Below are 23,534 nucleotides of genomic sequence, written 5' to 3' on the forward strand. Positions count from 1 at the left end.
GCGCAGACGGCCCCGCGACACTGCTCGCCGCCTATCGCCGGCCGCAGCCGCTGCTCGCGCAGGGCCGCGCGCTCGCGCCGTTCGCGCGGGCGATGGCCGACGTCTCCGACGGCCTGCTCATCGATGCCGGCCGGATCGCCACCGCCTCGGGCCTCGCGGTCGCGATCGATCTCGACGCGGTGCCACGCTCGGCGGCGCTTTCCGCCTTCGCCGGAGACGATCGGGCCGCGCGGCTGGCGGCGGTGACCGCGGGCGACGACTATGCGCTGATCCTCGCCGCCGATCCGGGCGACGCCGGGGCGATCGCGGCGCTCGGGATCGGTGCGGTCCGCATCGGCCGGTTCAGCGCCGGCACGGGCCTGAGGCTCGTCGATAGCGACGGCGCGATGGCGCTGCCGGCGAGTCTCGGCTGGGAGCATGGCGACTAGCGGCCAGGCCCCCATCCGGCGAGGCTGTTCCCCGGCGCAGGCCGGGCCCAGGCCCGAAGCAGGTGGCGGGCGCGGCGCTTTGACAGAAGCCTGGGGCCTGGGCCCCGGCTTACGCCGGGGAGCAGATTACGTTTGCGCGCAGCACGACGGAATAAGCGCCGCGAATCGCGCGGCTTGCCAAGTCTCTATTCGCAGTCTCTATTCGGGCCGCGGCCCGCGTGGTCGACCCCGGAAACCGGGGCGGCGACGATCCGATCGGGCCCATCCTGAGGAGGATGTTCTATGGTCGTCGTCTATGTCGCCATCGCCTGCGGGCTGCTGGCCGTGCTCTACGGACTCGTCACTGCGCGCCAGGTGCTCGCGCTCTCTCCGGGCAACCCCCGCATGATCGAGATTGCCGGCGCGATCCAGGAAGGCGCGCGCGCCTATCTCGCACGGCAATATCGCACGATCGCGATCGTCGGCGTGGTGATGGCGGTGATCGTGTTTGTCGCGCTCGGGCTGGTGTCGGCGATCGGATTCGTCATCGGCGCCCTGCTCTCGGGGATCACCGGCTTCATCGGGATGAACATCTCGGTCCGCGCCAACGTCCGCACCGCCGAGGCCGCGCGGTTCAGTCTGCAGGCCGGGCTCACCGCGGCGTTCCGGTCGGGCGCGGTCACGGGCATGCTCGTCGCCGGCCTCGGCCTGCTCGCGATCAGCGTGTTCTTCTGGTATCTCGTCGGCCCGGCGCACCACATCCCGGGCGACCCCGGCGATCGCACCGTCGTCGACGCGCTCGTCGCGCTCTCCTTCGGCGCTTCGCTGATCTCGATCTTCGCGCGGCTCGGCGGCGGTATCTTCACCAAGGCCGCCGACGTCGGCGCCGATCTGGTCGGCAAGGTCGAGGCGGGCATTCCCGAGGACGATCCCCGCAACCCCGCGGTGATCGCGGACAATGTCGGCGACAATGTCGGCGACTGCGCGGGCATGGCCGCCGATCTGTTCGAGACCTATGTCGTCACCCTCGGCGTCACGATGGTGACGATCGCACTGGCCGCCGCCGGCACCGACCAGGCCGCGACCTTGCGGCTGATGTCCTTGCCTTTGCTGATCGGCGGCGTCTGCATCGTCACCTCGATCATCGGTACCTACATGGTGCGGCTGGGATCGGGCTCGATCATGGGCGCGCTCTACAAGGGTTTCTGGACCGCCGCGATCCTCTCCGCGATCGCCTTCTATCCCGCGACGATGTGGGTGCTGGGCGACATGCACGCGACGATCGCCACCACCGCCGGCGGCGTCGCGGTCGACGGCATGAAACTGTTCTGGTGCATGATCACGGGCCTCGCGGTGACCGGCGCGCTGGTGTGGATCACCGAATATTATACCGGCACCAACTATCGCCCGGTGCGCTCGATCGCCTTCGCCTCGCAGACCGGCCACGGCACCAACGTCATCCAGGGGCTCGCGATCAGCCTCGAATCGACCGCGCTGCCGACGCTGGTGATCGTGATCGCGGTGGTGGTCGCGTTCCAGCTCGCGGGGCTACTGGGCATCGCCTTCGCCGCGACCGCGATGCTGGCGCTGGCCGGCATGGTGGTGGCGCTCGACGCTTACGGCCCGGTCACCGACAATGCCGGCGGCATCGCCGAGATGGCCGGGCTGGAACATGACGTGCGCACCCGCACCGACGCGCTCGACGCGGTCGGCAACACCACCAAGGCGGTCACCAAGGGCTATGCGATCGGCTCGGCGGCCTTGGCCGCGCTCGTGCTGTTCGGCGCCTATACGTCGGACCTGAAGACCTATTTCCCCGATCTCACCGTCGATTTCACGCTCGGCAATCCGTATGTGATCGTGGGGCTGCTGCTCGGCGCGCTGCTGCCCTATCTGTTCGGCGCGATGGGGATGACCGCGGTGGGTCGCGCGGCCGGCGCGGTGGTCGAGGAGGTGCGCGCGCAGTTCCGCGACAATCCCGGCATCATGGCGGGCACCTCGCGGCCCAATTATGCGCGCACCGTCGATCTGGTGACACGCGCGGCGATCCGCGAGATGATCATCCCCTCGCTGCTGCCGGTGCTGGCGCCGCTGGTCGTGTTCTTCGTGATCCGCTTCGTCGCGGGGCCGGAGAACGGCTTCGCGTCGCTCGGCGCGCTGCTGCTCGGCGTGATCGTCTCGGGGCTATTCGTCGCGATCTCGATGACCTCGGGCGGCGGCGCGTGGGACAATGCCAAGAAATATATCGAGGACGGCAATCATGGCGGCAAGGGCAGCGAGGCGCACAAGGCCGCGGTGACCGGCGACACCGTCGGCGACCCCTACAAGGATACCGCCGGGCCCGCGGTCAATCCGATGATCAAGATCACCAACATCGTCGCGCTGCTGCTGCTCGCGGCGCTGGCAGCGCATGCGGGGGGATAGGCGCGATCGTTACGCGACCTTCCCTCTTCCGTCATCCCGGACGTGATCCGGGATCGATAGACGCGGCGCCCAAAGATCGGGCGCAGCGTCTATGGATTCCCGCCTTCGCGGGAATGACGGAGTTTCGGTTCGTTCGATCGTTCGATATCTGCATCATCCCATGACCCAGCCCACCATCCGCCTCTATGACTATTGGCGCTCGTCCGCCGCCTACCGCGTGCGGATCGCGCTCAACATCAAGGGACTGGCCTACACATCGGTGCCGGTGAACCTGCTCGCCTCCGAGCAATCGGCCGAGCCCTATCGCGCCACCAATCCGCAGGGGCTGGTCCCGACGATCGAGATCGACGGCCGGCGGATCGTCCAGAGCCTCGCGATCATCGACTATCTCGACCGCCGCTTCCCCGCGCCGCCGCTGCTCCCCGCCGACCCGTTCGCACGCGCCGATGCGATGGCACTCGCGCTGATCGTCGCGTGCGACATCCATCCGCCGCTCAACCTGCGGATGGGCCGCCGGCTCAAGCAGGACCTCAGCGTCGACGACGACGGCCGCGCGCGCTGGACCGAGCACTGGATGGGTGAAGGCCTCGCCGCGATGGAAGCGATGGCGCCCGACACGCCCTATCTGGCCGGTGAGGCGCCGGGGCTACCCGATCTCTGCCTGGTGCCGCAGCTCTACAATGCGCGCCGCAACGCGGTGGCGCTCGATTCCTATCCCAAGCTGGTTGCGATCGACGCGCGCTGTACCGCGCTGGCGTCGTTCGCGGCGGCTCACCCCGATCGCGTCGGCGCGCCGTAGCGCCAGCAGACGCCGACCCAGGCGAGCCCGAACCCCCAGCCGGCGAGCACGTCGCTCGGCCAGTGGACACCCAGCGCGGCGCGGGTCCAGCCGATCGTCGCGGCGGCGAGCAGCGCCACCAGCAACCCCGCCCACCCGCTGCGCGCCACCAGCGCGATCGCGACGCCGGTCATCATCGTGCCGGCGCTGTGCGAGCTCGGGAAGCTCCACGAGGTGACATGTTCGAGCCGGTCGGCGAGCGGCGGACGCGGCCGGTGGACGAGATCCTTGCCGCCTTCCACGATCAGCCGGCCGACGGCGATGGTCGCGAACAGCCACAGTGCCTCGCGCCGTTCGCCGCGCAGGAGAAGCAGCAACGTCACCGCCAGCGCGAGCGGGCCCATGACAAGAAAGCCGCCGAGCGCGCTCAGCCGCACGATCGGCTTGTCGGCCGGGCCGTGGCCGAGCCACAGCGCATGGTGGAGCGCAAGATCGAGCGGGGCTTGCCACCAGAGCAGAAGCCCGGCGGCGAACAGCAGGACGCCGAGGAGCGCGAGGGGGAGAGCGAGGCGGCGATCGGTCATGGCGCGGGCTTGGCACGGCGGCGGTAGCGACCCAAGTGACGAAGCGATTACAAAGGGTGACCGTTTCTTTTCCGTCGTCCCGGCGAAAGCCGGGATCCATAGACACGGCAAGGCCGATAGGGAGCGGGCCGCATCCATGGGTCCCGGCTTTCGCCGGGATGACGGCGGTGGCCCGCGCGTGAGCTATGCGCTCAGATCACGAAGTCGCGCACGAACTCGCTGGCCGGCGCCTGCTCGATCTCGCGCGGTGCGGCGAACTGCTCGATGCGACCGTTGGACAGGATCGCGACCGTGTCGGCGAGCGCGAACGCCTCCTCCCGGTCGTGCGTGACGAAGATCGAGGTCAGCCCGACCCGGTCGTGGATCTCGCGCAAGGCGCCGCGCAGCTCGCGCCGCACCTTGGTGTCGAGCGCACCGAAGGGTTCGTCGAGCAGCAGGATCGCGGGCTCCCGCGCCAGCGCGCGGGCGAGCGCGACACGCTGGCGCTGGCCGCCCGACAGCTGCGACGGGAAACGGCCGCCGAGGCCCGGCAGCTGGACCAGCGCCAGCAGCTCGTCGACCCGCGCGGCGATCGCATCTTTGCTCGGCCGCTCGCGCCGCTTCATCACGGTGAGGCCGAAGGCGATGTTCTGCGCCACCGTCATGTGGCGGAACAGCGCATAATGCTGGAAGACGAAGCCGATGTTGCGGCGCTGCACCGGGCGATCGGTGACGTCCTCGCCGCCGAACAGGACATAGCCCGAATCGGCGGTCTCCAGCCCCGCGATGATGCGCAGCAGCGTCGTCTTGCCCGAGCCCGAGGGCCCGAGCAGCGCGACGAAGGACTTGTCCGGGATCTCGAGGCTGACGCCGTTGAGCGCCGACGCCGTCCCGAAGGTCTTGACGAGATGATCGATCGTGATGGTCATGCGTGTCGTTTACCTGTGGTCGCGATCTCAAGCGATCGCTCAGTGTCCGCTCGCGGCGATCGAGTCGCGGTGGCGCCATTCGAGCAGCGCCTTGGCCGCCAGCGTCACCAGCGCGAGCGCTGCCAGCAGCGAGGCGACGGCGAAGGCGCCGACGAAATTATATTCATTGTACAGCACCTCGACGTGCAGCGGCATCGTGTCGGTGAGCCCGCGGATATGGCCCGACACCACCGACACCGCACCGAACTCGCCCATCGCGCGCGCGTTGGTCAGCAGCACGCCGTAGAGCAGCCCCCAGCGGATATTGGGCAGCGTCACGTGCCAGAAGGTCTGGAAGAAGCCCGCGCCCAGCGTCAGCGCGGCCTCCTCCTCGGCTTTCCCCTGCGCGCTCATCAGCGGGATCAGTTCGCGCGCGACATAGGGAAAGGTGACGAAGGCGGTGGCGATGACGATCGCGGGTACCGCGAACATGATCCGCACGCCGTGCGCGATCAGCCACGGCCCGAACCAGCCATTGGCGCCGAACAGCAGCACGAACATCAGCCCGGCCACCACCGGCGACACCGAGAAGGGCAGGTCGATCAGCGTGGTCAGCAGGTCGCGCCCGCGGAAGTCATGCTTGGAAATCGCCCAGGCCGCGCACATCCCGAACACGCAGTTGAGCGGCACGACGATGATCGCGGTGAGCAGCGTCAGTCGGATCGCCGCGAGCGCATCGGGCTCGACGATCGCCGCCCAGAAGGTGGCGAAGCCCTTGTCGAACGCCTGCGCAAACACGGCGAGCAGCGGCAGCAGGATGATCAGCGCCAGCCAGACCAGCGCGAGCCCGATCAGCAGCGCGCGGATGCCGCGCGCCTCGGTGGTGGCGCTCTTCATCCGCCGTTGCGCCATGTGCGTTCGCGCGCCTGGATCAGGTTGATCACCGCGAGCATCGCGAAGGAGACGACCAGCATCACCGCGGCGATCGCGGTCGCGCCCTCATAATCGAACTGCTCGAGTTGGGTCACGATCAGCAGGGGCGCGATCTCCGATCTGAACGGCATGTTGCCCGCGATGAAGATGACCGAGCCATATTCGCCGACGCCGCGGGCGAAGGCCAGCGCGAAGCCGGTGAGCAGCGCGGGCAGGATCTCGGGCAGCAGCACGCGGCGGAACACGATCAGCCGGCTCGCGCCCAGCGTGGCGGCCGCCTCCTCGATATCCTGGCCGAGATCGGCAAGCACGGGCTCGACGGTGCGCACCACGAAGGGCAGGCCGATGAAGATCAGCGCCAGCACGACGCCGGCCGGATTATAGGCCAGCGTGATCCCGATCTTTCCCAACGGTCCGCCGACGATGCCGGTATTGGCGTAGATCGCGGTGAGCGCGATGCCCGCGACCGCGGTCGGCAGCGCGAAGGGCAGGTCGACCAGCGCGCCCGCCAGCCGCTTGCCGGGAAAGTCGTAGCGCACCAGCACCCAGGCGATCAGCAGCCCGAACACGCCGTTGATCGCCGCGGCCGCCAGCGCCGCGCCGAAGCTCAGCCGATAGGCGGCGAGCGCCCGTGCCGAGAGCGCGACCTCGGCGAAATGCGCGGGGCCCAGCCCGAGCGAGCGCACGATCACCGCCGCGATCGGCAACAGCACGAGCAGGCCGAGCCACAGCAACGTCACGCCGAGCGTGAGGCCGAGCCCCGGCATCGCCACGCGGCGCCGGAAGATCGGCTTGCGTCGGCCCGCCCCACCGGGCGCTGGAAGAGCCGACGCCGTCGCCATCAGAAGTCGAGATGGACGCGCGTCGCGAACGCGTCGCCCTTGGCGGTGGTGCCGAACACCGAGACCGGGGTCGAGACCAGCGGCGAATTGGCGCCCTCGAAGCGGATATAGTTGAACAGCACCTTCACATTGCCGGTGAGATACCAGTTCAGCGCGGCTGTCCAGGCATGGCCGTCATGATCGAGCGGCGAAAGCGCATGATCGGTCAGGTTGATCCGGTCGTAGCGGCCGGCAAGCTCGATCGCGCCCCAATTGCCCTTGCCCGGATCGAACGGCCGGAGCGGCCGCAGCCGATCGATCACGCCGCCCTTGAAGCTGCGCGATTCGCCGGTGACGAAGAAGGATCCGAACACATAATAGCCGTCGAAATTGAGCGACGGCGCGGCCGCGAAACGATCGAGGTGCATATGGCTATATTCGCCCTGCACCGAGACCGGCCCCAGGATCCCCGCGCCCTCGAGCCCGTAGAACACCGCGTCCTTGACGCCGGTCTGCGCGCCGTTGGCGGGGTTGGTGCTGTTTATCGCGATCGATTCGAGGAAGCCGTTGTCGACGCGGACATTGGGCCGGTCGGCGAGCGTCACGCTGTTGGCGGCGAGGTCCTTCACGCGGTAGCCCGAGGCGCCGAGATGGATCAGGCGGCCGGGCTGGTTGATCGGCTCGATCGTGACGCGGCCATTATAGCCCCATACCTCGTCGGGCGTCGTCGTGTTGCGCGCGACCGCTTCGCCCGCGCCATAGATGCCCGCGGTCGCGGTGATCAGCGGGTTGGCATAGGCAAAGGTCACGCCGACGCGGCGCTCGCCGCCGACCTGCCCGAAGGCGGTGTTGGCCATGCCACGCTCGAGAAATTCGTTGAACGAGTCCGAGCTGTTCGCCTCAAGCCCCGCCGGGATCTTGAGCTGGCCGAGCGTGAGCGTGAAATTCTTCTTGCCGGTATAGGCGACATAGGCGTCGAGCAGGCTGACCGTGCCGCCGACATATTCGGCCTCCAGCCGCCACGCGAACTGCTTGTACAGCGTGCCATCGAAGCCGAACCGGCCGCGGCGTGCCTGGGTGCCGTTGTTATAGTCGTAGCCGCCCTTCTTCTCGTCGAAGCCGGCATAGTCGAGGTCGAGGATGCCGCGCGGCTTGAAGGTGAAATTGCCATCGGGCGAGTTGAACTGCGGGACGATCGTCCAGGTCACCGGCGGGCCGCCGACCGCGACGACGCGCGCGGTGTCGGCGCCGCCCGAGGAGGCGGCGCGTGCCGGCGGATAAGCGGATTGCGCCGCGACGCCGGTCGCCTGCGGCGCGAATTGCGGCGCGGTGCTGACCGCCGCCTTCTGCGCGGCGAGCTGATGCTCGAGATCGGCGTTGCGCGCCTCGAGCGAGTCGACCTTGGCCTCGAGCGCGTTCAGCCGCGCCACGATCGCGGCGTTGGAGACAGGCTGCTCGGCCAGTGCCGGCGTGGTGGCGAGAATGGCGAGCGAGACCCCGCCGAGAAGCGCTAGGCGCATGAATATCCCCCTTGATATGAAACCCCTAGCAAGACGCGCCGGTGCTCCGGTCACGCCTCGCTATATTCGGCCCTATATGGCGTTCTAATGTTTGGCTGCAGCAAAAATCTGATCGAAGGATGCGCCGTCGGCAAAGTGCGCCGCCTGCGCCTTGGTCCAGCCGCCGAAATTCTGGATGGTGAACAGCTGCAGGCGCGGGAATTTGTCGGCATATTGCTTCACCACCACCGGATCGATCGGGCGGTAATAATTTTTGGCGATGATCTGCTGCGCCGGGCGGGTGTAGAGATATTGGAGATAGGCGGTCGCCACCGCGCGCGTGCCCTTGCGGTCGACATTGGCGTCGACGACGGCCACCGGCGGCTCGGCGCGGATCGAGACCGACGGCACGACGACGTCGAACTGGCCCTTGCCAAGCTCGTTGACCGCGAGGAACGCCTCATTCTCCCAGGCGAGCAGCACGTCGCCCTGGCCGCGCTGGACGAAGGTGGTGGTCGCGCCGCGCGAGCCCGAATCGAGCACGGGAACGTTCCGCAGCAGCTTGGTCATGTAATCGCGGACCTTGGCCGGATCGCCATGATAGGCCTTGTTGGCATAGCCCCAGGCCGCGAGATAGTTCCAGCGCGCGCCGCCCGAGGTCTTGGGATTGGCGGTGATCACCTGGACGCCCGGCTTGATCAGGTCGCCCCAGTCGTGGAGGCCCTTGGGGTTGCCCTTGCGGACCAGGAACACGATCGTCGAATAATAGGGCGTCGAATTGTGCGGCAGCCGGCTCTGCCAAGTGGCGGGCAGCAGCTTGGCCTTGTCGGCCAGCGAATCGATATCATAGGCCAGCGCCAGCGTGACGACATCGGCGGGCGACCCCTCGATCACCGAGCGCGCCTGCGCGCCCGATCCGCCGTGGCTCTGGCGGATGGTGACGTCCTGCCCCGTCTTGGCCTTCCACGACGCGGCGAAGCTGTCGTTGATGTCGCGGTAGAGTTCGCGCGTCGGATCGTAGGAGACGTTGAGCAGCTCGACCGGCGCGGGTGCCGCGCGGGCGGCCTCGAGCGCGATCGGGCCGACCATCAAGGTCGCCGCGAGACCGGCAAGAACGAAACGACGCATGGACCCAATCCTCCCTGTTGACGGCAGGACGCTATTGCCGAGCGCTGAGGTGGGGAATAGCGCTTTTGTTTCGCGGGGGTGAAGCGCAGCTTTGCCGGGTGGCGCTACAACCCTCTCGCTCGCGGGAGAGGGTTGGGTGAGAGTGGCCGACCTCGGGGCGGGACGCTCGGCTGCGCCGAGCTTCCCCTCACCCCGACCCTCTCCCCGACGGGGAGAGGGAGATCAGGCCGCCAGCGTCTCGAATGCCGCCGCGTCCGCAAGCGACGTGCCCGCCAGCGTCTCGACGGCATCGTGGCGGACCTTGGCCATCACCCGCCGGATCGCGCAGCTCGCCTCGTCATGACAGTCCCCACAGCGCGCGTAGAAATTGAGGCTGGCGCAGGGTACCAGCGCGATTGGCCCGTCGACCGCACGGATCACCTCGGCGAAGCTGATGTCCGCCGCCGGCTTGGCAAGCGTATAGCCGCCGCCCGGCCCCCGCCGGCTGCCGACGAACCCGGCCTTCTTGAGATCGAGCAGGATCAGCTCGAGATATTTGCGCGGCACCTGCTGGGTCGCGGCGATATCGGCGACCTGCACCGAACGACCCGGCTCGGCCTCCGCGAGATACAGCAGCGCGCGCAACGCGTAACGGGTCTTCTGAGCGAGCATGTCGGTTCCGCCCTAATCCCCAGCGGCCCGCTCGGCAATCACGCGTTTTCGCGCGCATCGGCCGGATTTCCGCAACGCTTCCCTTATCCGGCGCCAGCGGCTATGGGCGCGCAGATTATTTCGGGACATTGGCAGACCTAGAGGATTGATGGCGAAGGAAGAGCTTCTCGAGATGCGCGGCCAGGTGATGGAGCTTCTGCCCAACGCCATGTTCCGCGTCCGCCTCGAAAACGACCATGAGGTGCTCGGCCACACCGCGGGCAAGATGCGCAAGAACCGTATCCGCGTGCTGGTCGGCGACGAGGTGCTCGTCGAGATGACGCCCTACGACCTCACCAAGGGCCGCATCACCTACCGCTTCAAGTGACGGTCGGCGACAGCCGGGCGACCGGTGCGCCACGCTTGATCCTCGCGTCCGCCAGCCCGCGCCGGCTCGATCTGCTCGCGCGGCTCGGCATCGTGCCCGACGCGATCGACCCCGCGGCGTGCGACGAGACCCCGCTCAAGGCTGAGGAGCCGCTGCCGCACGCACGCCGGCTCGCCGCCACCAAGGCCGCTCTGGTCGCCGCACGCCATCCCGGCGCGCTGGTACTCGGCGCCGACACCGTCGTTGCGGTCGGCCGGCGCATCCTGCCCAAGGCGGAGGATGTCGATACCGCGCGCGCGTGCCTGACGCTGCTTTCCGGTCGCCGCCACCGGGTCCATTCGGCGATCACGCTGATCGACGGCGACGGCCGCGCCCGGCATCGCGCCTCGACCAGCCTGATCGCGTTCAAGCGTCTCTCGCTGCCGGAGCTCGACGCCTATCTCGCCAGCGGCGAATGGCAGGGCAAGGCGGGCGGCTATGCGATCCAGGGCTTTGCCGAAAGCCTGGTGCGCAGCCTCACCGGCAGCCATTCGGGGGTGATGGGGCTGCCTTTGTACGAGACGCGCACGTTGCTCGAGGCGGCCGGCTGGCGTCGTGGCTGAGTGGTGGCTCGACGAGGGGATCGGCGAGCACCGCGCCGGGCTCCTCGCCGACGGCCAGATCCTCGAGGCCGCGGTCGACCGGCTGGGCGACCGGCTGCGCGTCGGCGCGATCGTCGGCGCCAAGCTCGGCGAGCGCGTCGGCCGCGGCGCCTGGCTCGCGACGGCGCTGGGCGATGCGATTCTCGAGGCGGTTCCCGCCGGATTGTCGCAGGGCCGCAGCCTGCTGGTCGAGATCGTCCGCGAAGCGATCCCCGAACCGGGCCGGCTCAAGCCGGCGCGCGCCCGGGCCAGCGACGCCGGCGCGCCCCGCCCCGGCCCCACTCTGGCCGAGCGATTCGCCGACGCCCGCCGCATCGCGCCGCATGACGCTGACCCGCTCGAGGCGGCCGGCTGGTCCGAGCTGATCGAGCAGGCGGCGACCGGCGAGATCGATTTCACAGGCGGTCACCTCCGCCTCTCCCCGACCCCGGCGATGACGCTGTTCGACGTCGACGGCGCGCTGCCCCCCGCCGACCTCGCCATCGCCGGCGCGCGCGCCGCGGCGCTTGCGACCCGCCGGCTGGCGATCGGGGGCTCGATCGGCATCGACCTGCCGACGCTCGCCTCGAAAGCGGAACGTGCGGCGGCGGCGGCCGCGATCGACGACATGCTGCCGCAACCCTTCGAGCGCACCGCGGTCAACGGCTTCGGCTTCGTCCAGATCGTGCGCCCCCGCCCCCGCGCCTCGCTGCCAGAATTGGTGCGCGCCGACCCGGCGCTGACCGCGGCGCTCGCGCTGCTGCGGATCGCGACACGGGGGCATGGGCCGCGCTGCCTTGCCGCCGCCCCCGCGGTGATCGCCCGGCTCGACGCGCGGCCAGACTGGATCGATGCGCTGGCCCGGCGGGTCGGCGGCGCGATCGCCTTGCGGCCCGATCCCGCGCTCGCCATATCCGCGGGTCATGCCGGACCCTGAACCAATCCGCCGCCGCGGCAGCAATTGCGCCGTCTGCGGCAAGCCCGCGATGCCCGCCCACACGCCGTTTTGCAGCCAGGGCTGCCGCGACCGCGATCTGCTCCAGTGGCTGGGCGAAGGCTATCGCATCCCCGCACGCCCCGCCGAGAGCGCGGAGGACGAAGACTGAGCCCGACGGTCAGACGGGGGCTGGACAGCGGCGGCGTCGGGCCTCTATAGGCGCGCCTCGCCTCGTGAAAACGTGGCGTGCCCGGGTAGCTCAGCTGGTAGAGCACGTGACTGAAAATCACGGTGTCGGCGGTTCGACTCCGTCCCCGGGCACCATTTCCCCCTGTCTCTATGACCGCCGCCAGCGATCGCGCGGCATCCCGCCGGCGGGCCCCGCGATGCCGCGCCTGTGACGCGGACGTCCCGCTGCCCTTAACTCGCGATTAGCCATCTGCCGCTAGGATGGCGGGCAAAGCTCGATGAGGTGGATAATGGGCGCCGAGGCGGAATTAGAGGTATCGATCAGCGACCTTCGCAACAGCGAGCGCTTCGACACGCATGTCGATGCCGGGATCCGGCGCTCCGGGTCGAGCGCGATCCGCGGCGTGATCACCGATCTGTCGGCGTCGGGCTTCCGTGTCGAAGCGCTCGACCGCCTGCCGGTCGACAGCGTGGTCTGGCTCAAGATGGGCACGCTGGCGCCGCAGATGGCGCGGGTGATGTGGAACCGGCAGCGGATCGCGGGATGCCAGTTCGCCGCGCCGCTGCATCCCTCCGTGCTGGCCCAGCTGGTCGCGCTGACCCAGGCCTGAGGCCTCAGGCGGCGTCGCTGTCGGTCGCGGCCCCGGTGACACTGGGGATCTGAAACAACAGCTCCAGCAGATCGATCATGCGGTTGTCGAGCCCGGCGAACGCTCCGCCATAGGTCTCGCGAAGCTGCCGGCCGAAGGCCTTGCTCGAGCCCGCAAGGTCATTCCGCGGCGATTCCCATTCGACGCCCATCGTCGTCCTCCTCCAGACACTAGACGCTCTTACCGTGGTTCAGGATCCACGCGCTTCGCGCCGCCCCGGCGCATGTCGGATCGTCGCGCGATGCGGATCGGGACGTGGCCCTTGATGCCATGCGCAACTTCGTCGATCATCCCGCCCTGATCGGACGGAAGAAGGCAGCGATGCCCCCGTCCGGCCCGGCGCGGTCTTCGACGCATGATAAGGGGGCGATATGACGCACGGCCTGGCGCGCAGAATGTTTCCCTGGCTGGCCCCCATGATGATCGCCGGCCTGTCGAGCGCAGCCTATGGCCAAGGCGCCACCGTGAGCTCGCCGCCCGAGCTGGCGCGCGTCGCCAATGGCTTGAAGCCCGGCGAATGGGTCTGGGCGGCGAGCATCGCGCCATCTGGTCCGATCCTGATCTATGTCGATCTCTCCCGCCAGCGCGCGACGGTCTATCGCAACGGCGTCCGGATCGCGGTGAGCACGGTCTCGTCGGGCAAGGCCGGGCATGAGACGCCGACCGGCGTGTTCACCATCCTGCAGAAGGACGCGACCCACCATTCGAGCCTCTATCATGCCGCCCCGATGCCGTTTCAGGAGCGACTGACCTGGGACGGGGTGGCGCTGCATGCCGGCGGCCTGCCGGGCTTTCCCGAAAGCCATGGCTGCGTCCACCTGCCCTATGGCTTCTCGCAGGCGCTGTTCGGGATCACCGCGCTCGGCGGCACCGTGGTGATCGCCGGCGATGCGGTGAACCATGTCCGCACCACCGACGCGAGCCTGCTCGCGCCGATCGACGCCAAGGGCAATCCGACCACCCAGGACCGGCTCGACAATGCCGATTTCGTCTGGGCGCCCGACAAGGCGCCCTCGGGGCCGCTGACGATCATCGTCTCCAAGACCGACCAGCGCGTCGTGGTGCTGCGCAACGGCACCGAGATCGGGCGGAGCGTCGCGCAGATCAACGACGACGATCCCGGCTCGCACGTGATCAACCTGACCACCGGGCCGGACGGCACGCCGCGCTGGGTCTATGTCGGGCTGCCGGGACATGACGAGGAGGCCGGCCGGCCGCTCGACGAGGCGACGATCAACCGTCTCAAGCTGCCGCGGGCCTTCTATGCCGACATCCAGTCGGCGCTGCGGCCGGGCACGACGATCCTGATCACCGCGTCGAGCGTCGGCGACGATGGCCGGGGCGAGCGGCTGACCATCCTCGACGCCGTGTCGCCCACGCTGTGAGCGACCGGCCGGCCGAGGGCGCCTGATGGCGGTCGGGATCGCCTTCCTCCCCGCGACCCTGCTGATCCTGACGCTGGTTGCGGTCGTGGTCCTGCGCTCGCGCTCGACCGCGACGAAACTGGCCTGCGAATGCGCGCTGCTCGCCCTGATCGGCGGCGGCCTGTTGGCGCGCGGCGCCTCGCCGCTGCCAAGCGCGCCGCAACTGGCGACGCTGCCCGACGCGGCCTGGCTCCGCGCGCTCGCGGTCGTGTGGTGGCTGGTCGCCGTCCGCCTCGTCGCGACGCTCACCACGCTGGGGCTGGGCCGCGACGTGCAGTCGCGCAAGGCGCGGCTGTTCTCGGATCTGCTCGCCGGCGCAATCTACCTGACCGGCATATTGATCATCCTCAACACGGTACTCGACCTGCCCGTCAGGGGCCTGCTCGCCACCTCCGGCGTGATCGCGATCGTGCTCGGCCTGGCGCTGCAGAACACGCTTGCCGACGTCTTCTCGGGGATCGCGGTCGGGCTCGAACAGCCCTTCCATATCGGCGACCGGATCACGATCGCCGACCAGGCCGAGGGGGTGGTGGTCGAGGTCAACTGGCGCTCGATCCGCATCCAGACCGACGGTGAGGACGTCGCGACGATCCCCAACAGCATCGTGGCGCGCAGCCAGATCATCAACCGATCGAATCCCACCGAGCGCCGGGCCGCCTCGGTCGAGGTGCCGACCCAATCGACGGCACGCTCCGAGACGTTGATCGCGCTCGCCGGACAGGCGGCATTGCTGTGCCCCGCCATCCTCGCGCAGCCGCAGCCGAGCGTCGTCCTCAAGCATGTCGGCACGCGTACGACAACGATCGGAGTCAATTATTATGTGGCGACGACCGCGGCGCTGACCCCGGCGAAGAGCCAGTTGCTGCGCGAAATCCGTCGCCTGTTCCACTATGCCGGCATCCCGGACGGGCACAAACCCGTGCCCGCCGACCTGCTCGCCGGGCTGATCCTGTTCGAATCGCTGACCCCCGAGCAGATCGCACCGCTTGCTGCGAGCTTGGTCGATCGCCGGGTCGATCCGGGTGCGGCGATCTTCGCGCAGGGCAGCGTCGGCGCCGCGATCTTCGTCGTCCGTGCGGGTATCTTCGAGATCAGCGAGCAGCGCGAGAACGGGTCGACGCTGGTGCACGGGCGGATCGGGCCCGGCGAATATATCGGCGAGATCAGCATGATGACCGGCGAACCGCGCGCCGCGTCGTTGACCGCGGTCACCGCGGGCGAGGTGCTCGAATTGCCCAAGACCGCGCTCCAGGCGCTGCTCGATGCGGACCGCAACGTCAGCGCCGCACTCGAGCGTTCGGTCCAGCGCGGATTGGCGCTGCTCGACCGCGACGCGGCCGCGCGATCCTGCCAGCCGCTCGATGCGTCGGGATCACTGCTCGCGCGGGTGCGGAGCTTTCTGCGATTTGGCGCGGGCCACCATAGCGAGGGCTGAGCACGATCGACCGGGGCCGACGGCTGTTCCGACAATCAAGCCTTAAGACCCTGGCCCTAGAGCGGTGGCATGCTCACCGGCCCCCCGCATTGACGTTCGTCGAACCCCTGCAACTCAGCCACAGCTGGCCGATCTTCGAACGCGGCCTGCACTTCGACCTAGGGCGCGTCGCCCTGGCTGACGAGACGGGCGCGCCCACCACCGGGCCGATCGACCCGAGCCTCGGGGTCGGGACGTGGGCGTGCGATCTCGCCGACAACCGTTTGTCCTGGTCGACCGAGGTCTACGCGCTGTTCGGCCTGCCGCGCGATGTGCCCGCGGCGCGCGCCGCGACGGTCGCGCTCTATGCAGAACAGTCGCGCGCCGCGATGGAACGGCTGCGCGCGCATGCGATCAGGCATCGTCGGGGCTTCACGCTCGATGCCGAAATCCACCCGCTCGGCGGCGGCCGTCGCTGGATCCGGCTGATCGCGGCATCGGTCGGCGACGGCCAGGCGGTGACCCGGCTGCAGGGTCTCAAATATGATGTGTCCGACGAATATTCCTGAGGGCGGTCCGTGCTTTGCGCTGCATCTGCGAGATAGGAAGCTGCTTCCCGAACCTGTTGCTTTTGGTCTAGCCCTTGATTCACCTTCCCGGCCAAACCCGAACGACCACCGCAAGCGGGTATGCAGGACGGTGACGGAGCCTGCGCCATGACCTTCCTGATCACCATCGTCTATCCCGACGGTCCGCCCGTCGAGCGGCCCGACCGCTTCGACGATCGCGCCGCCGCGCTCGGTTATGCGCTGACGCTTGCCGACGATCTCGGACGGACCTTTTCGAGCGGGGATCGCGGCTGGGCGAAATGGGTGTCGATCCACTGCGACGGCAAGCTCGACATCTCGATCCAGATCATCCCGGGCGGGCTGACCGGTCGCGCGCCGCAGGCCGGCCTGATCGCGCTCTGATCCGGGCGCCGCTCAGCAGGGTTTGAACAGGCCCTTCGTGTCGCGACATAGGCGGCCGCGGCCGAACACCGCTGGTCTTGCGGGCCGCGCCGATGCCGTGCGGGCCGGCGCAGTCGAGTCTTCCGCGTCGGCACGGCCCCGTACCCCAGCCGGCTCGCCGCCGTTTCGCCGTGCGCTCGCCGTCCTTGCCGCCGTGCCAATACAGGGGGTGAACAGTCCCTTTGTGTCGCGGCATAGCGGCGCGGCCCCGACGCCGGGCGAGAGGATCAGCACCGCCACTGCAGTCGCGGGAACGGTGACACGCATCGAAAATCTCCTTGCACGCAGCGACGAGGCTCTGAGCGGCGACGGCCCCGCGCCGAGCCTATCCGCGGCGCCCCCATCCACGCTATGACGAGGCGATGAGCAGCATCGCGATCTACAGCGCCAAGGGCGGTGTCGGCAAGACGACGCTGTCGGTCAACCTCGCCTGGGCGGCGGCGACGCGGTCGAACCGGCGGACGCTGCTGTGGGATCTCGACGCGCAGGCCGCCGCGACCTTCATTCTTGGCGCCGGCCGGCCGAAGGCGTCGGCGCGGGAGGTGATCGAGCGGTCGCTCGATCCCGGCGACGCCATCGTCGCGACGGCGATACCTGGCCTCGACCTGCTGGGGGCCGACGCCTCGATCCGCGGGCTCGACGTGCTGTTCGCGCAACTCGACAAGAAGAAGCGGCTGCGGCGGCTGATGGACGATCTCGCCAAGCGCTACGACCGCATCCTGCTCGACTGCCCGCCCGGGCTCGGCGACACCGGCGACCAGGTGATCCGCGCCGCCGACCTGATCGTGATGCCGGTGATCCCCTCGACGCTGTCGCGCCGCACCTATGCGGAGGTGCGCGACCATCTCGGCCGCCAGCACAAGGGCGCGACGCCGATCCTGCCGGTGTTCAGCATGGCCGACCGGCGGCGCACCGCGCATTGCGCGGCGACCGCCGCCGAACCCGACTGGCCGGTGATCCCGATGGCGAGCGCCGCCGAGGAGATGGCCGATCGCCACGCCGCGATCGGCGACTATGCGCCGCGCTCGCCGGTGACGGCCGCGGTGACGCAACTCTGGACGATGATCGAGCGGCGGCTCGCGGGGGACAAGGCATGACGGGCAGGATTCGGGTCGGCATCGGCGGCTGGACCTACGAGCCGTGGCGCAGGACCTTCTATCCCGACAAATGGCCGCAGGCGCGCGAGCTCGACTATGCGGCCTCCAAGCTGACCGCGATCGAGGTCAACGGCACCTATTATGGCAGCCAAAAGCCCAAGACCTTCGCGGCCTGGGCCAAGGCGGTGCCCGACGGTTTCGTCTTCAGCCTCAAGGCGTCGCGCTACTGCACCAACCGCAAGATTCTGGCGGAAGGCGGCGCCTCGATCGAGAAATTCCTGTCGCAGGGCATTGTCGAGCTTGGCGACAAGCTCGGCCCGATCCTGTGGCAGTTCATGCCGACCAAAAAATTCGACGCGGAGGATTTCGGCGGCTTCCTCGCGCTGCTCCCCGCCAAGCAGGACGGGCTGGCGCTGCGCCACGTCGTCGATGTGCGTCACGAGAGTTTCGTCGATCCCGCGTTCGTCGCGCTGTGCCGCAAGGCGGGCGTGTCGATCGTCCACACCGATTCACCTGACCATCCCGCGATCGGCGACGCCAGCGGCCCGATTTCCTATGCCCGGCTGATGAATGCGCAGGAGGACGAGCCGCTCGGCTATGCGTTGGACGCCGTCGATCGCTGGGTGGGTGTCGCGCGCGACTGGGCGAAGGGCGCGACGCCCGACGCCTTCGCGCTCGCCGCGCCCGACGACGTGCCCACGGCAACGCCGCGTGACGTGTTCATGTTTTACATCAACGGCGCCAAGGTCCGCGCCCCGCACGCCGCGATGGCGACGATCGAGCGACTTGGCGGTTAGATTAGCGAGCCAAATAGGTCCCGTTCGCACTGAGCGCAGTCGAAGTGCAGCCACGGCATCGCGTGGACTCGACTGCGCTCAGGCTGAACGGAGATTGGCGATGCCGAATAACGGCGCCGCCCTTAGATCAGCGCCAGCGCCGACAATTCCGCGACCATCGCACCCGGCAGCGCATCGATCCCATCTGACTCCTCGCCGCCGAGATCGACCGGCGCGTCGGGCCCGGCAAGATAGCGCCAACCCTGGTGCGCGCGCTTGGGGTGGGCGCGGACCGGCAGCAGCGCGGCGGACAACAGCACGCGACAGCGCTTGCCGTCGGGATCGTCGGCGAACCCCAAAATCTCCTGCCGCGCGACCAGCCGGTGCTTGATGATCCAGTAGAGCGAGCCGCCGATCAGCTCCGCCTCGCGCTTGGGCCGGAAGCGCGTGACGATGTGCGTCTCGCCGCCTTCCGCGCGCGACTCGAGCCGGACGCGCAGCGTGTCGAGCTCGGCGCAGCCGACAGCCACCTTGGTCATGTTGAGCAACGCCACCATCGCGGCCCAGATGGGCGCCGCGCCGGGCCGCTGCAAGTCAGTGCAGGCGGAACAGCGTCGCCAGCCCCAAGAAGCTGAAGAACCCCATGCAGTCGGTGCACATCGTGACGAACACGGCGGAGGACACCGCCGGATCGATCTTGGCCTTGTCGAGGCCGATCGGGATCAGCACGCCGGACAGCCCCGCCATCAGATTGTTGATCAGGATCGCCGCGCCGAACACGAGGGCAAGGTCGCTGCGCCCGTAGAGCATCCAGGTCCCCAGGCCGATCAGCAGCCCGAGCAAGATCCCGTTGGCGGCGGCAATGTAGAATTCGCGCCGGATCATCCGCAGCGAATTGGACGAGGTCAGCTGGTTGGTGGCGAGCGCGCGCACCACCACCGCGAGCGTCTGCGTGCCGGCATTGCCCCCCATGCCCGAGACGATGCCCATCAGCGCGGCGAGCACCGCGTAACGCGCGATCTCGTCGTCGAACAGGCCGACGACCGCGGCAGCGATCATCGCAGTGCCAAGGTTGATCACCAGCCAGACGAGGCGTGTGCGCACGGTGAAGCGGATCGGCTCGTTGATGTCGCCATCGCCCGCGCCCGACAGCGCGAGAATGTCCTCGCCGGCCTCTTCCTGGATGATGTGGACGACGTCGTCGACGGTGATCATGCCGACCAGGCGGCCGGACTGGTCGATCACCGCCGCCGAGATCAGCGCATATTTCTGGAAGCGGAGCGCGACCTCCTCCTGGTCCATGTCGACCGGGATCAGCGTCTGCTCACGCTGCATGACGTCGGCGATCGCGACGTCGGAGGGGGTGCGCAGGATCCAGCTCAGCTTGCAGGTGCCGATCGGATGGTGCGCGGCGTCGCAGACGTAGATTTCCCAGAAATCGGTGGTGAGGTCCTCGTTGCGACGCAGATAGTCGAGCACGTCGCCGACGCGCCAATGTTCGGGCACCGCGATCAGGTCGCGCTGCATCAGGCGGCCGGCGGATTCCTCGGGGTAGCTGAGCGCCTCCTCGATCGCGGCGCGGTCGTCGGGATCGAGTGCGCGCAGCACCGCGCGGCGATCGTCCTCGTCCATGTCCTCGATGATCGCGACCGCATCGTCGGTATCGAGTTCTGTCGCCAGCGTCGCGACCTGGCCGGGATCGAGCGCACGCATTGCGGCGTCGCGCACCCAGTCGTTCATCTCGGCAAGCACGTCGCCGTCGAGCAGTTCGGCAAGCGCGGCGGCGAGCGGCCCGCGCATGTCGCCGGGCGCCAGCTCGAACAGATCGGCGACGTCGGCGGGATGGAGCGGGCGGACCAGCGCGCGCGCGGCTTCGTCGTCGCCCGCCTCGACATAGTCGACGACCGCGTCGATGAAGTCACGATTCAGACGATTGTCCTTGTCGTGGCTCGGCTCGGCGACGATCGCGTCGGTCTCGATGGGGGCCTCGAGGTCGGTGTCGCTCATCTGCCGCCTCCATATCTGCGTCGCGACCGCCCTTAGGCGCGCAAAGCGGGCCTGTCAGCCGCCGAATGCACGCCCTGCCCCTTCCATCAGGCGGGACGCGCATTAGATCATGGCAATGGACGCACCCGATTGCCTCTGCGTGCGCACGCCGTCGCCGATCCCGTCGGACACGACCGGGTCGCCCCGCCCCGCAGGACGGGCGAATTGATGCTGGTCGGCATCCCGCCGGATCAGGCCGCGCCCCATCGCCGCTACCATCCTATCGCCGCCGAATAGGGGCTGGCGATGCTCGACCGTGCGGCCTAGAGCCGGCGCCAACTCAAAAAAGGAGACATGCACATGGCAGACGATATCGGCAACACGCTCGTCCTCACGCTCGACGCGGGCGAGGGCAAAGGCGGCGACGTCGTCATCAAGCTGCGCCCCGATCTGGCCCCCGGCCATGTCGCGCGGATCAAGGAGCTGGTCGGCGAAGGCTTTTACGACGGCGTGATCTTCCACCGCGTCATCCCGGGCTTCATGGCGCAGGGCGGCGATCCCAAGGGCACCGGCATGGGCGGCTCGACCAAGCCCGACCTCAAGGCCGAGTTCAGCAAGGAGCCGCATGTCCGCGGAATCTGCTCGATGGCGCGCTCGTCGCAGCCCAATTCGGCGAACAGCCAGTTCTTCATCTGCTTCGACGACGCCCGCTTCCTCGACAATCAGTACACCGTCTGGGGTGAAGTGATCGAAGGCATGGAGCATGTCGATGCGCTGCCCAAGGGCGAGCCGCCGCGCAGCCCCGGCAAGATCGCCAAGGCCACGCTCAAGGCCGACGCCTGATCTTTTGGGTCGGTGCCGGACGGTGCCGACCCTGTCTCTTCCCCGTCGTCCCGGACTCGATCCGGGATCCATCGACGCGGCGCTTGCTCTTCAGGCGCAGCACTTATGGATGCCCGCCTTCGCGGGTAGGACGGGGTAGGCAGACCCTACCCCGAGCCGAGCAGCGCCAATATCGGCGCCATCAGCCGTGCATCGCCGACCGCGACGACCTGGCCCTTGCTGTCGGCATCAAGCGGACGCCCCTGCCAGTCGCGCATCATGCCGCCCGCGCCCTCGACCACCGGCACCAGCGCCGCGAAATCATAAAGCTTCAGCCCCGCCTCGATCACCGCGTCGAGCTGGCCGAGCGACAGCAGCCCGTAATTGTAGCAGTCCCCGCCCCAGATCGAATCGCGCGCCGGCGCGAGGCACCGATCATAGGCCGCCATCTCGTCGGGCTTGAAGTAGCCGGGGCCGGTGGTGGCGAGGATCGCGTCGCCGAGCACCGCACAGCCGCGCGTCGTCACCGCTGCATCGTTGAGCGTCGTCGGGCGCCCGGCCGCGCCGATCCAGCGCTCGCGCTGCACCGGCTGGTCGATCACGCCGAGCACGGGCCGCCCCGCCTCGACCAGCGCGACCAGCGTGCCGAAGATCGCACGGCCGGCGACGAAGCTGCGCGTCCCGTCGATCGGATCGAGCACCCAGACCCGCTCGGCGCCCTCGCGCGACACCCCATATTCCTCGCCGACGATGCCGTCCTGCGGCCGCTCGATCTCGAGGATCGCGCGCATCGCGCTTTCGGCGGCGCGATCGGCCGCGGTGACGGGCGAGGCGTCCGCCTTGCGCTCGAGGTCGAAGCGCGCGCGGAAATAGGGGCGGATTGCGTCACCCGCGGCATCGGCGAGGCGCTGGGCGAGGCGGATATCGTCGTCGGTCATGCCGCCAGCCGTAGCGGGCCCGGCGCCGTCGCGGTAGAGTCGATCCACTCGAGGAGACCCAAGCGATGCGCCACGCCCTGATCCCCTGCCTGCGCTACGAGGATGCGCCCGCCGCGATCCTGTTCCTGTGCGACGCGTTCGGCTTCGTGCCGCACGCCGTCTATACCGATGAGGAGGACCAGCAGATCATCCACCACGCGCAGCTGCTGCTCGACGGCAATATGATCATGCTCGGCTCGGTCCGCGACGACGCCACCGACAATCTCTACGGCTGGATGACTCCCGCCGAGGCCGAGGGGATCACAATGTGCGTCTATGCCGTGGTCGCCGATCCCGACGCGCATCATGCGATCGCGGTCGCCGCCGGCGCCGAAATCCTCGTGCCGCCGCACGACAATGAGGGCTATCCCGGCCGCGGCTACGACGCGCGCGATCCCGAGGGGCATGTCTGGAGCTTCGGGAGCTATGATCCGTACGCGCCGCCGGTGGATGCGTAGACTCGAGCCCATCGAGTCTTTCCGTCCTCCCCGCGAAGGCGGGCATCCATAGGCGCCACGCGTGACCGTGTGGCGCCGCGATTATGGATCGCGGATCACGTTCGGGATGACGACGAAGAAATGGCGGACGGCCGGCTAATTAGGCGCCGCGCCGACAGCGCATCAATCGAACAGCGACGATACCGAGCTTTCGTCGGCGATCCGCTTGATCGCTTCGGCCAGCAGCGGCGCGATCGTCAGCTGGCGGACCTTGACCGCGTCCGCCACCGCCGGCGGCGCCATGATCGAATCGGTCACGACCAGCTCGCTCAGCACCGAACCCTCGACGCGCGCGACGGCACCACCCGACAGCACGCCGTGGCTGACATAGGCGACGACGTCCTCCGCCCCCGCCTCGCGCAGCGCGGCCGCGGCGTTGCACAGCGTGCCTGCCGAATCGACGATGTCGTCGACGAGGATGCAGAAGCGCCCGGCGGGATCGCCGATGATGTTCATCACCTCCGACTCGCCGGGCCGCTCGCGGCGCTTGTCGACGATCGCCAGCGGCGCATTGTCGAGTCGCTTGGAGAGCGCGCGTGCCCGCACGACACCGCCGACGTCGGGCGACACCACCATCAGATTGCGCCCCGAGAAACGTGCCTGGATGTCCGCCGAGATCACCGGCGCGGCATAGAGATTGTCGGTCGGGATATCGA

At 68.8% G+C, this 23,534-nt stretch carries 27 protein-coding genes, 1 tRNA gene and 1 pseudogene; 17 read left to right on the top strand and 12 right to left on the bottom strand.

What is annotated here, in order from left to right; all coding sequences use genetic code 11:
- The 3 genes from Q0326_RS11545 to maiA all read left to right on the top strand — a co-directional run.
- Positions 1-428: AIR synthase-related protein (locus Q0326_RS11545; protein ID WP_298690400.1), on the top strand; the 428-nt coding region annotated here is incomplete at its 5' end.
- Positions 429-710: 282 nt separating this feature from the next.
- Positions 711-2,831 carry a sodium-translocating pyrophosphatase gene (locus Q0326_RS11550; RefSeq protein WP_298690403.1) on the top strand — a complete coding sequence of 707 codons (2,121 nt, stop codon included), beginning with the start codon at positions 711-713 and terminating at the stop codon, positions 2,829-2,831.
- Between the two features lie 160 nt (positions 2,832-2,991).
- Positions 2,992-3,630 (top strand): maleylacetoacetate isomerase, encoded by a 639-nt coding sequence (gene maiA, locus Q0326_RS11555; protein WP_298690406.1) that lies wholly within the window; start codon positions 2,992-2,994, stop codon positions 3,628-3,630.
- Here maiA and Q0326_RS11560 read toward each other — a convergent pair.
- The 7 genes and pseudogenes from Q0326_RS11560 to Q0326_RS11590 all read right to left on the bottom strand — a co-directional run bounded on the left by Q0326_RS11560 (position 3,603) and on the right by Q0326_RS11590 (position 10,112).
- Positions 3,603-4,193 (bottom strand): phosphatase PAP2 family protein, encoded by a 591-nt coding sequence (locus Q0326_RS11560; RefSeq protein WP_298690409.1) that lies wholly within the window; start codon positions 4,191-4,193, stop codon positions 3,603-3,605. The two genes, maiA and Q0326_RS11560, sit on opposite strands and share 28 nt — an antisense overlap.
- Before the next feature lie 197 nt (positions 4,194-4,390).
- Positions 4,391-5,101 (bottom strand): annotated as a pseudogene (locus tag Q0326_RS11565) (ATP-binding cassette domain-containing protein); the annotation flags it as partial.
- A 39-nt stretch (positions 5,102-5,140) separates the two neighbouring features.
- Positions 5,141-5,992, bottom strand: coding sequence for a sulfate ABC transporter permease subunit CysW (gene cysW / locus Q0326_RS11570; protein WP_363304030.1), 852 nt, complete (start codon positions 5,990-5,992; stop codon positions 5,141-5,143).
- Positions 5,974-6,780: a sulfate ABC transporter permease subunit CysT gene (gene cysT, locus Q0326_RS11575; RefSeq protein ID WP_298690481.1), complete on the bottom strand. Its 807-nt coding sequence runs from the start codon at positions 6,778-6,780 to the stop codon at positions 5,974-5,976. The genes cysW and cysT overlap by 19 nt, the downstream gene beginning before the upstream one ends.
- 74 nt (positions 6,781-6,854) lie before the next feature.
- Positions 6,855-8,354: a porin gene (locus Q0326_RS11580; protein WP_298690418.1), complete on the bottom strand. Its 1,500-nt coding sequence runs from the start codon at positions 8,352-8,354 to the stop codon at positions 6,855-6,857.
- An 84-nt stretch (positions 8,355-8,438) separates the two neighbouring features.
- Complete coding sequence (locus Q0326_RS11585; RefSeq protein ID WP_298690421.1) at positions 8,439-9,461, bottom strand: sulfate ABC transporter substrate-binding protein; 1,023 nt, start codon at positions 9,459-9,461, stop codon at positions 8,439-8,441.
- Positions 9,462-9,683: 222 nt separating this feature from the next.
- On the bottom strand, positions 9,684-10,112 hold the full coding sequence (locus tag Q0326_RS11590; RefSeq protein ID WP_298690425.1) for an Rrf2 family transcriptional regulator: 429 nt from the start codon (positions 10,110-10,112) through the stop codon (positions 9,684-9,686).
- Positions 10,113-10,260: 148 nt separating this feature from the next.
- Here Q0326_RS11590 and infA point away from each other — a divergent pair, with 148 nt between their 5' ends.
- The 6 genes from infA (at position 10,261) to Q0326_RS11620 (ending at position 12,836) form a co-directional block, all read left to right on the top strand.
- A complete protein-coding gene (infA, locus tag Q0326_RS11595; protein WP_298690428.1) occupies positions 10,261-10,479 on the top strand; it encodes a translation initiation factor IF-1 in 219 nt (72 codons plus the stop codon).
- Between the two features lie 35 nt (positions 10,480-10,514).
- Positions 10,515-11,081 (top strand): Maf family nucleotide pyrophosphatase, encoded by a 567-nt coding sequence (locus tag Q0326_RS11600; RefSeq protein ID WP_298690431.1) that lies wholly within the window; start codon positions 10,515-10,517, stop codon positions 11,079-11,081.
- Positions 11,074-12,036 carry a ribonuclease gene (locus Q0326_RS11605; protein WP_298690434.1) on the top strand — a complete coding sequence of 321 codons (963 nt, stop codon included), beginning with the start codon at positions 11,074-11,076 and terminating at the stop codon, positions 12,034-12,036. Before Q0326_RS11600 ends, Q0326_RS11605 begins: the two co-directional genes overlap by 8 nt.
- On the top strand, positions 12,023-12,205 hold the full coding sequence (gene yacG / locus Q0326_RS11610) for a DNA gyrase inhibitor YacG (RefSeq protein WP_298690437.1): 183 nt from the start codon (positions 12,023-12,025) through the stop codon (positions 12,203-12,205). The genes Q0326_RS11605 and yacG overlap by 14 nt, the downstream gene beginning before the upstream one ends.
- A 79-nt stretch (positions 12,206-12,284) precedes the next feature.
- A tRNA-Phe gene (locus tag Q0326_RS11615) sits at positions 12,285-12,360 on the top strand.
- 143 nt (positions 12,361-12,503) lie between these two features.
- Positions 12,504-12,836, top strand: a complete 333-nt coding sequence (locus Q0326_RS11620) for a PilZ domain-containing protein (RefSeq protein WP_298690440.1) — start codon at positions 12,504-12,506, stop codon at positions 12,834-12,836.
- Positions 12,837-12,840: 4 nt separating this feature from the next.
- Here Q0326_RS11620 and Q0326_RS11625 read toward each other — a convergent pair whose 3' ends face one another.
- Positions 12,841-13,026, bottom strand: coding sequence for a hypothetical protein (locus Q0326_RS11625; RefSeq protein ID WP_298690443.1), 186 nt, complete (start codon positions 13,024-13,026; stop codon positions 12,841-12,843).
- 268 nt (positions 13,027-13,294) lie between these two features.
- On the opposite strand from Q0326_RS11625, the gene Q0326_RS11630 reads away from it, so the two are divergent.
- The 6 genes from Q0326_RS11630 to Q0326_RS11655 all read left to right on the top strand — a co-directional run bounded on the left by Q0326_RS11630 (position 13,295) and on the right by Q0326_RS11655 (position 18,617).
- Positions 13,295-14,260, top strand: a complete 966-nt coding sequence (locus Q0326_RS11630; protein WP_298690484.1) for a L,D-transpeptidase family protein — start codon at positions 13,295-13,297, stop codon at positions 14,258-14,260.
- A gap of 25 nt (positions 14,261-14,285) precedes the next feature.
- Positions 14,286-15,734 (top strand): mechanosensitive ion channel family protein, encoded by a 1,449-nt coding sequence (locus Q0326_RS11635; RefSeq protein ID WP_298690446.1) that lies wholly within the window; start codon positions 14,286-14,288, stop codon positions 15,732-15,734.
- 89 nt (positions 15,735-15,823) lie between these two features.
- The gene (locus Q0326_RS11640; protein ID WP_298690449.1) at positions 15,824-16,282 is read left to right on the top strand and encodes a hypothetical protein; all 459 of its coding nucleotides are present in this window, start codon (positions 15,824-15,826) and stop codon (positions 16,280-16,282) included.
- 147 nt (positions 16,283-16,429) lie between these two features.
- A complete protein-coding gene (locus Q0326_RS11645) occupies positions 16,430-16,684 on the top strand; it encodes a hypothetical protein (protein ID WP_298690453.1) in 255 nt (84 codons plus the stop codon).
- Positions 16,685-17,085: 401 nt separating this feature from the next.
- A complete protein-coding gene (locus Q0326_RS11650; RefSeq protein WP_298690457.1) occupies positions 17,086-17,820 on the top strand; it encodes an AAA family ATPase in 735 nt (244 codons plus the stop codon).
- Positions 17,817-18,617, top strand: coding sequence for a DUF72 domain-containing protein (locus tag Q0326_RS11655; protein WP_298690459.1), 801 nt, complete (start codon positions 17,817-17,819; stop codon positions 18,615-18,617). Before Q0326_RS11650 ends, Q0326_RS11655 begins: the two co-directional genes overlap by 4 nt.
- A gap of 122 nt (positions 18,618-18,739) precedes the next feature.
- On the opposite strand, the gene Q0326_RS11660 is transcribed toward Q0326_RS11655, so the two are convergent.
- Complete coding sequence (locus tag Q0326_RS11660; protein WP_298690462.1) at positions 18,740-19,135, bottom strand: DUF1489 domain-containing protein; 396 nt, start codon at positions 19,133-19,135, stop codon at positions 18,740-18,742.
- Positions 19,136-19,190: 55 nt separating this feature from the next.
- Entirely contained in the window at positions 19,191-20,603 is a 1,413-nt protein-coding gene (mgtE, locus tag Q0326_RS11665) for a magnesium transporter (protein ID WP_298690465.1), read from the bottom strand.
- A gap of 339 nt (positions 20,604-20,942) precedes the next feature.
- On the opposite strand from mgtE, the gene Q0326_RS11670 reads away from it, so the two are divergent.
- Positions 20,943-21,425 carry a peptidylprolyl isomerase gene (locus Q0326_RS11670; protein ID WP_298690469.1) on the top strand — a complete coding sequence of 161 codons (483 nt, stop codon included), beginning with the start codon at positions 20,943-20,945 and terminating at the stop codon, positions 21,423-21,425.
- A 146-nt stretch (positions 21,426-21,571) separates the two neighbouring features.
- Here the strand turns inward: Q0326_RS11670 and Q0326_RS11675 are convergent, their stop codons facing one another.
- Positions 21,572-22,342 carry an inositol monophosphatase family protein gene (locus Q0326_RS11675; protein WP_298690472.1) on the bottom strand — a complete coding sequence of 257 codons (771 nt, stop codon included), beginning with the start codon at positions 22,340-22,342 and terminating at the stop codon, positions 21,572-21,574.
- A gap of 65 nt (positions 22,343-22,407) precedes the next feature.
- Between Q0326_RS11675 and Q0326_RS11680 the strand changes: the two genes are divergently transcribed.
- Positions 22,408-22,839 (top strand): VOC family protein, encoded by a 432-nt coding sequence (locus Q0326_RS11680; protein ID WP_298690475.1) that lies wholly within the window; start codon positions 22,408-22,410, stop codon positions 22,837-22,839.
- Positions 22,840-23,001: 162 nt separating this feature from the next.
- Here Q0326_RS11680 and prs read toward each other — a convergent pair.
- Positions 23,002-23,534 (bottom strand): ribose-phosphate diphosphokinase (gene prs / locus Q0326_RS11685; RefSeq protein ID WP_298690478.1); only part of this gene is annotated, 533 nt, incomplete at its 5' end.

The organism is uncultured Sphingomonas sp. (assembly GCF_937859915.1).
GTDB lineage: Bacteria > Pseudomonadota > Alphaproteobacteria > Sphingomonadales > Sphingomonadaceae > Solisphingomonas.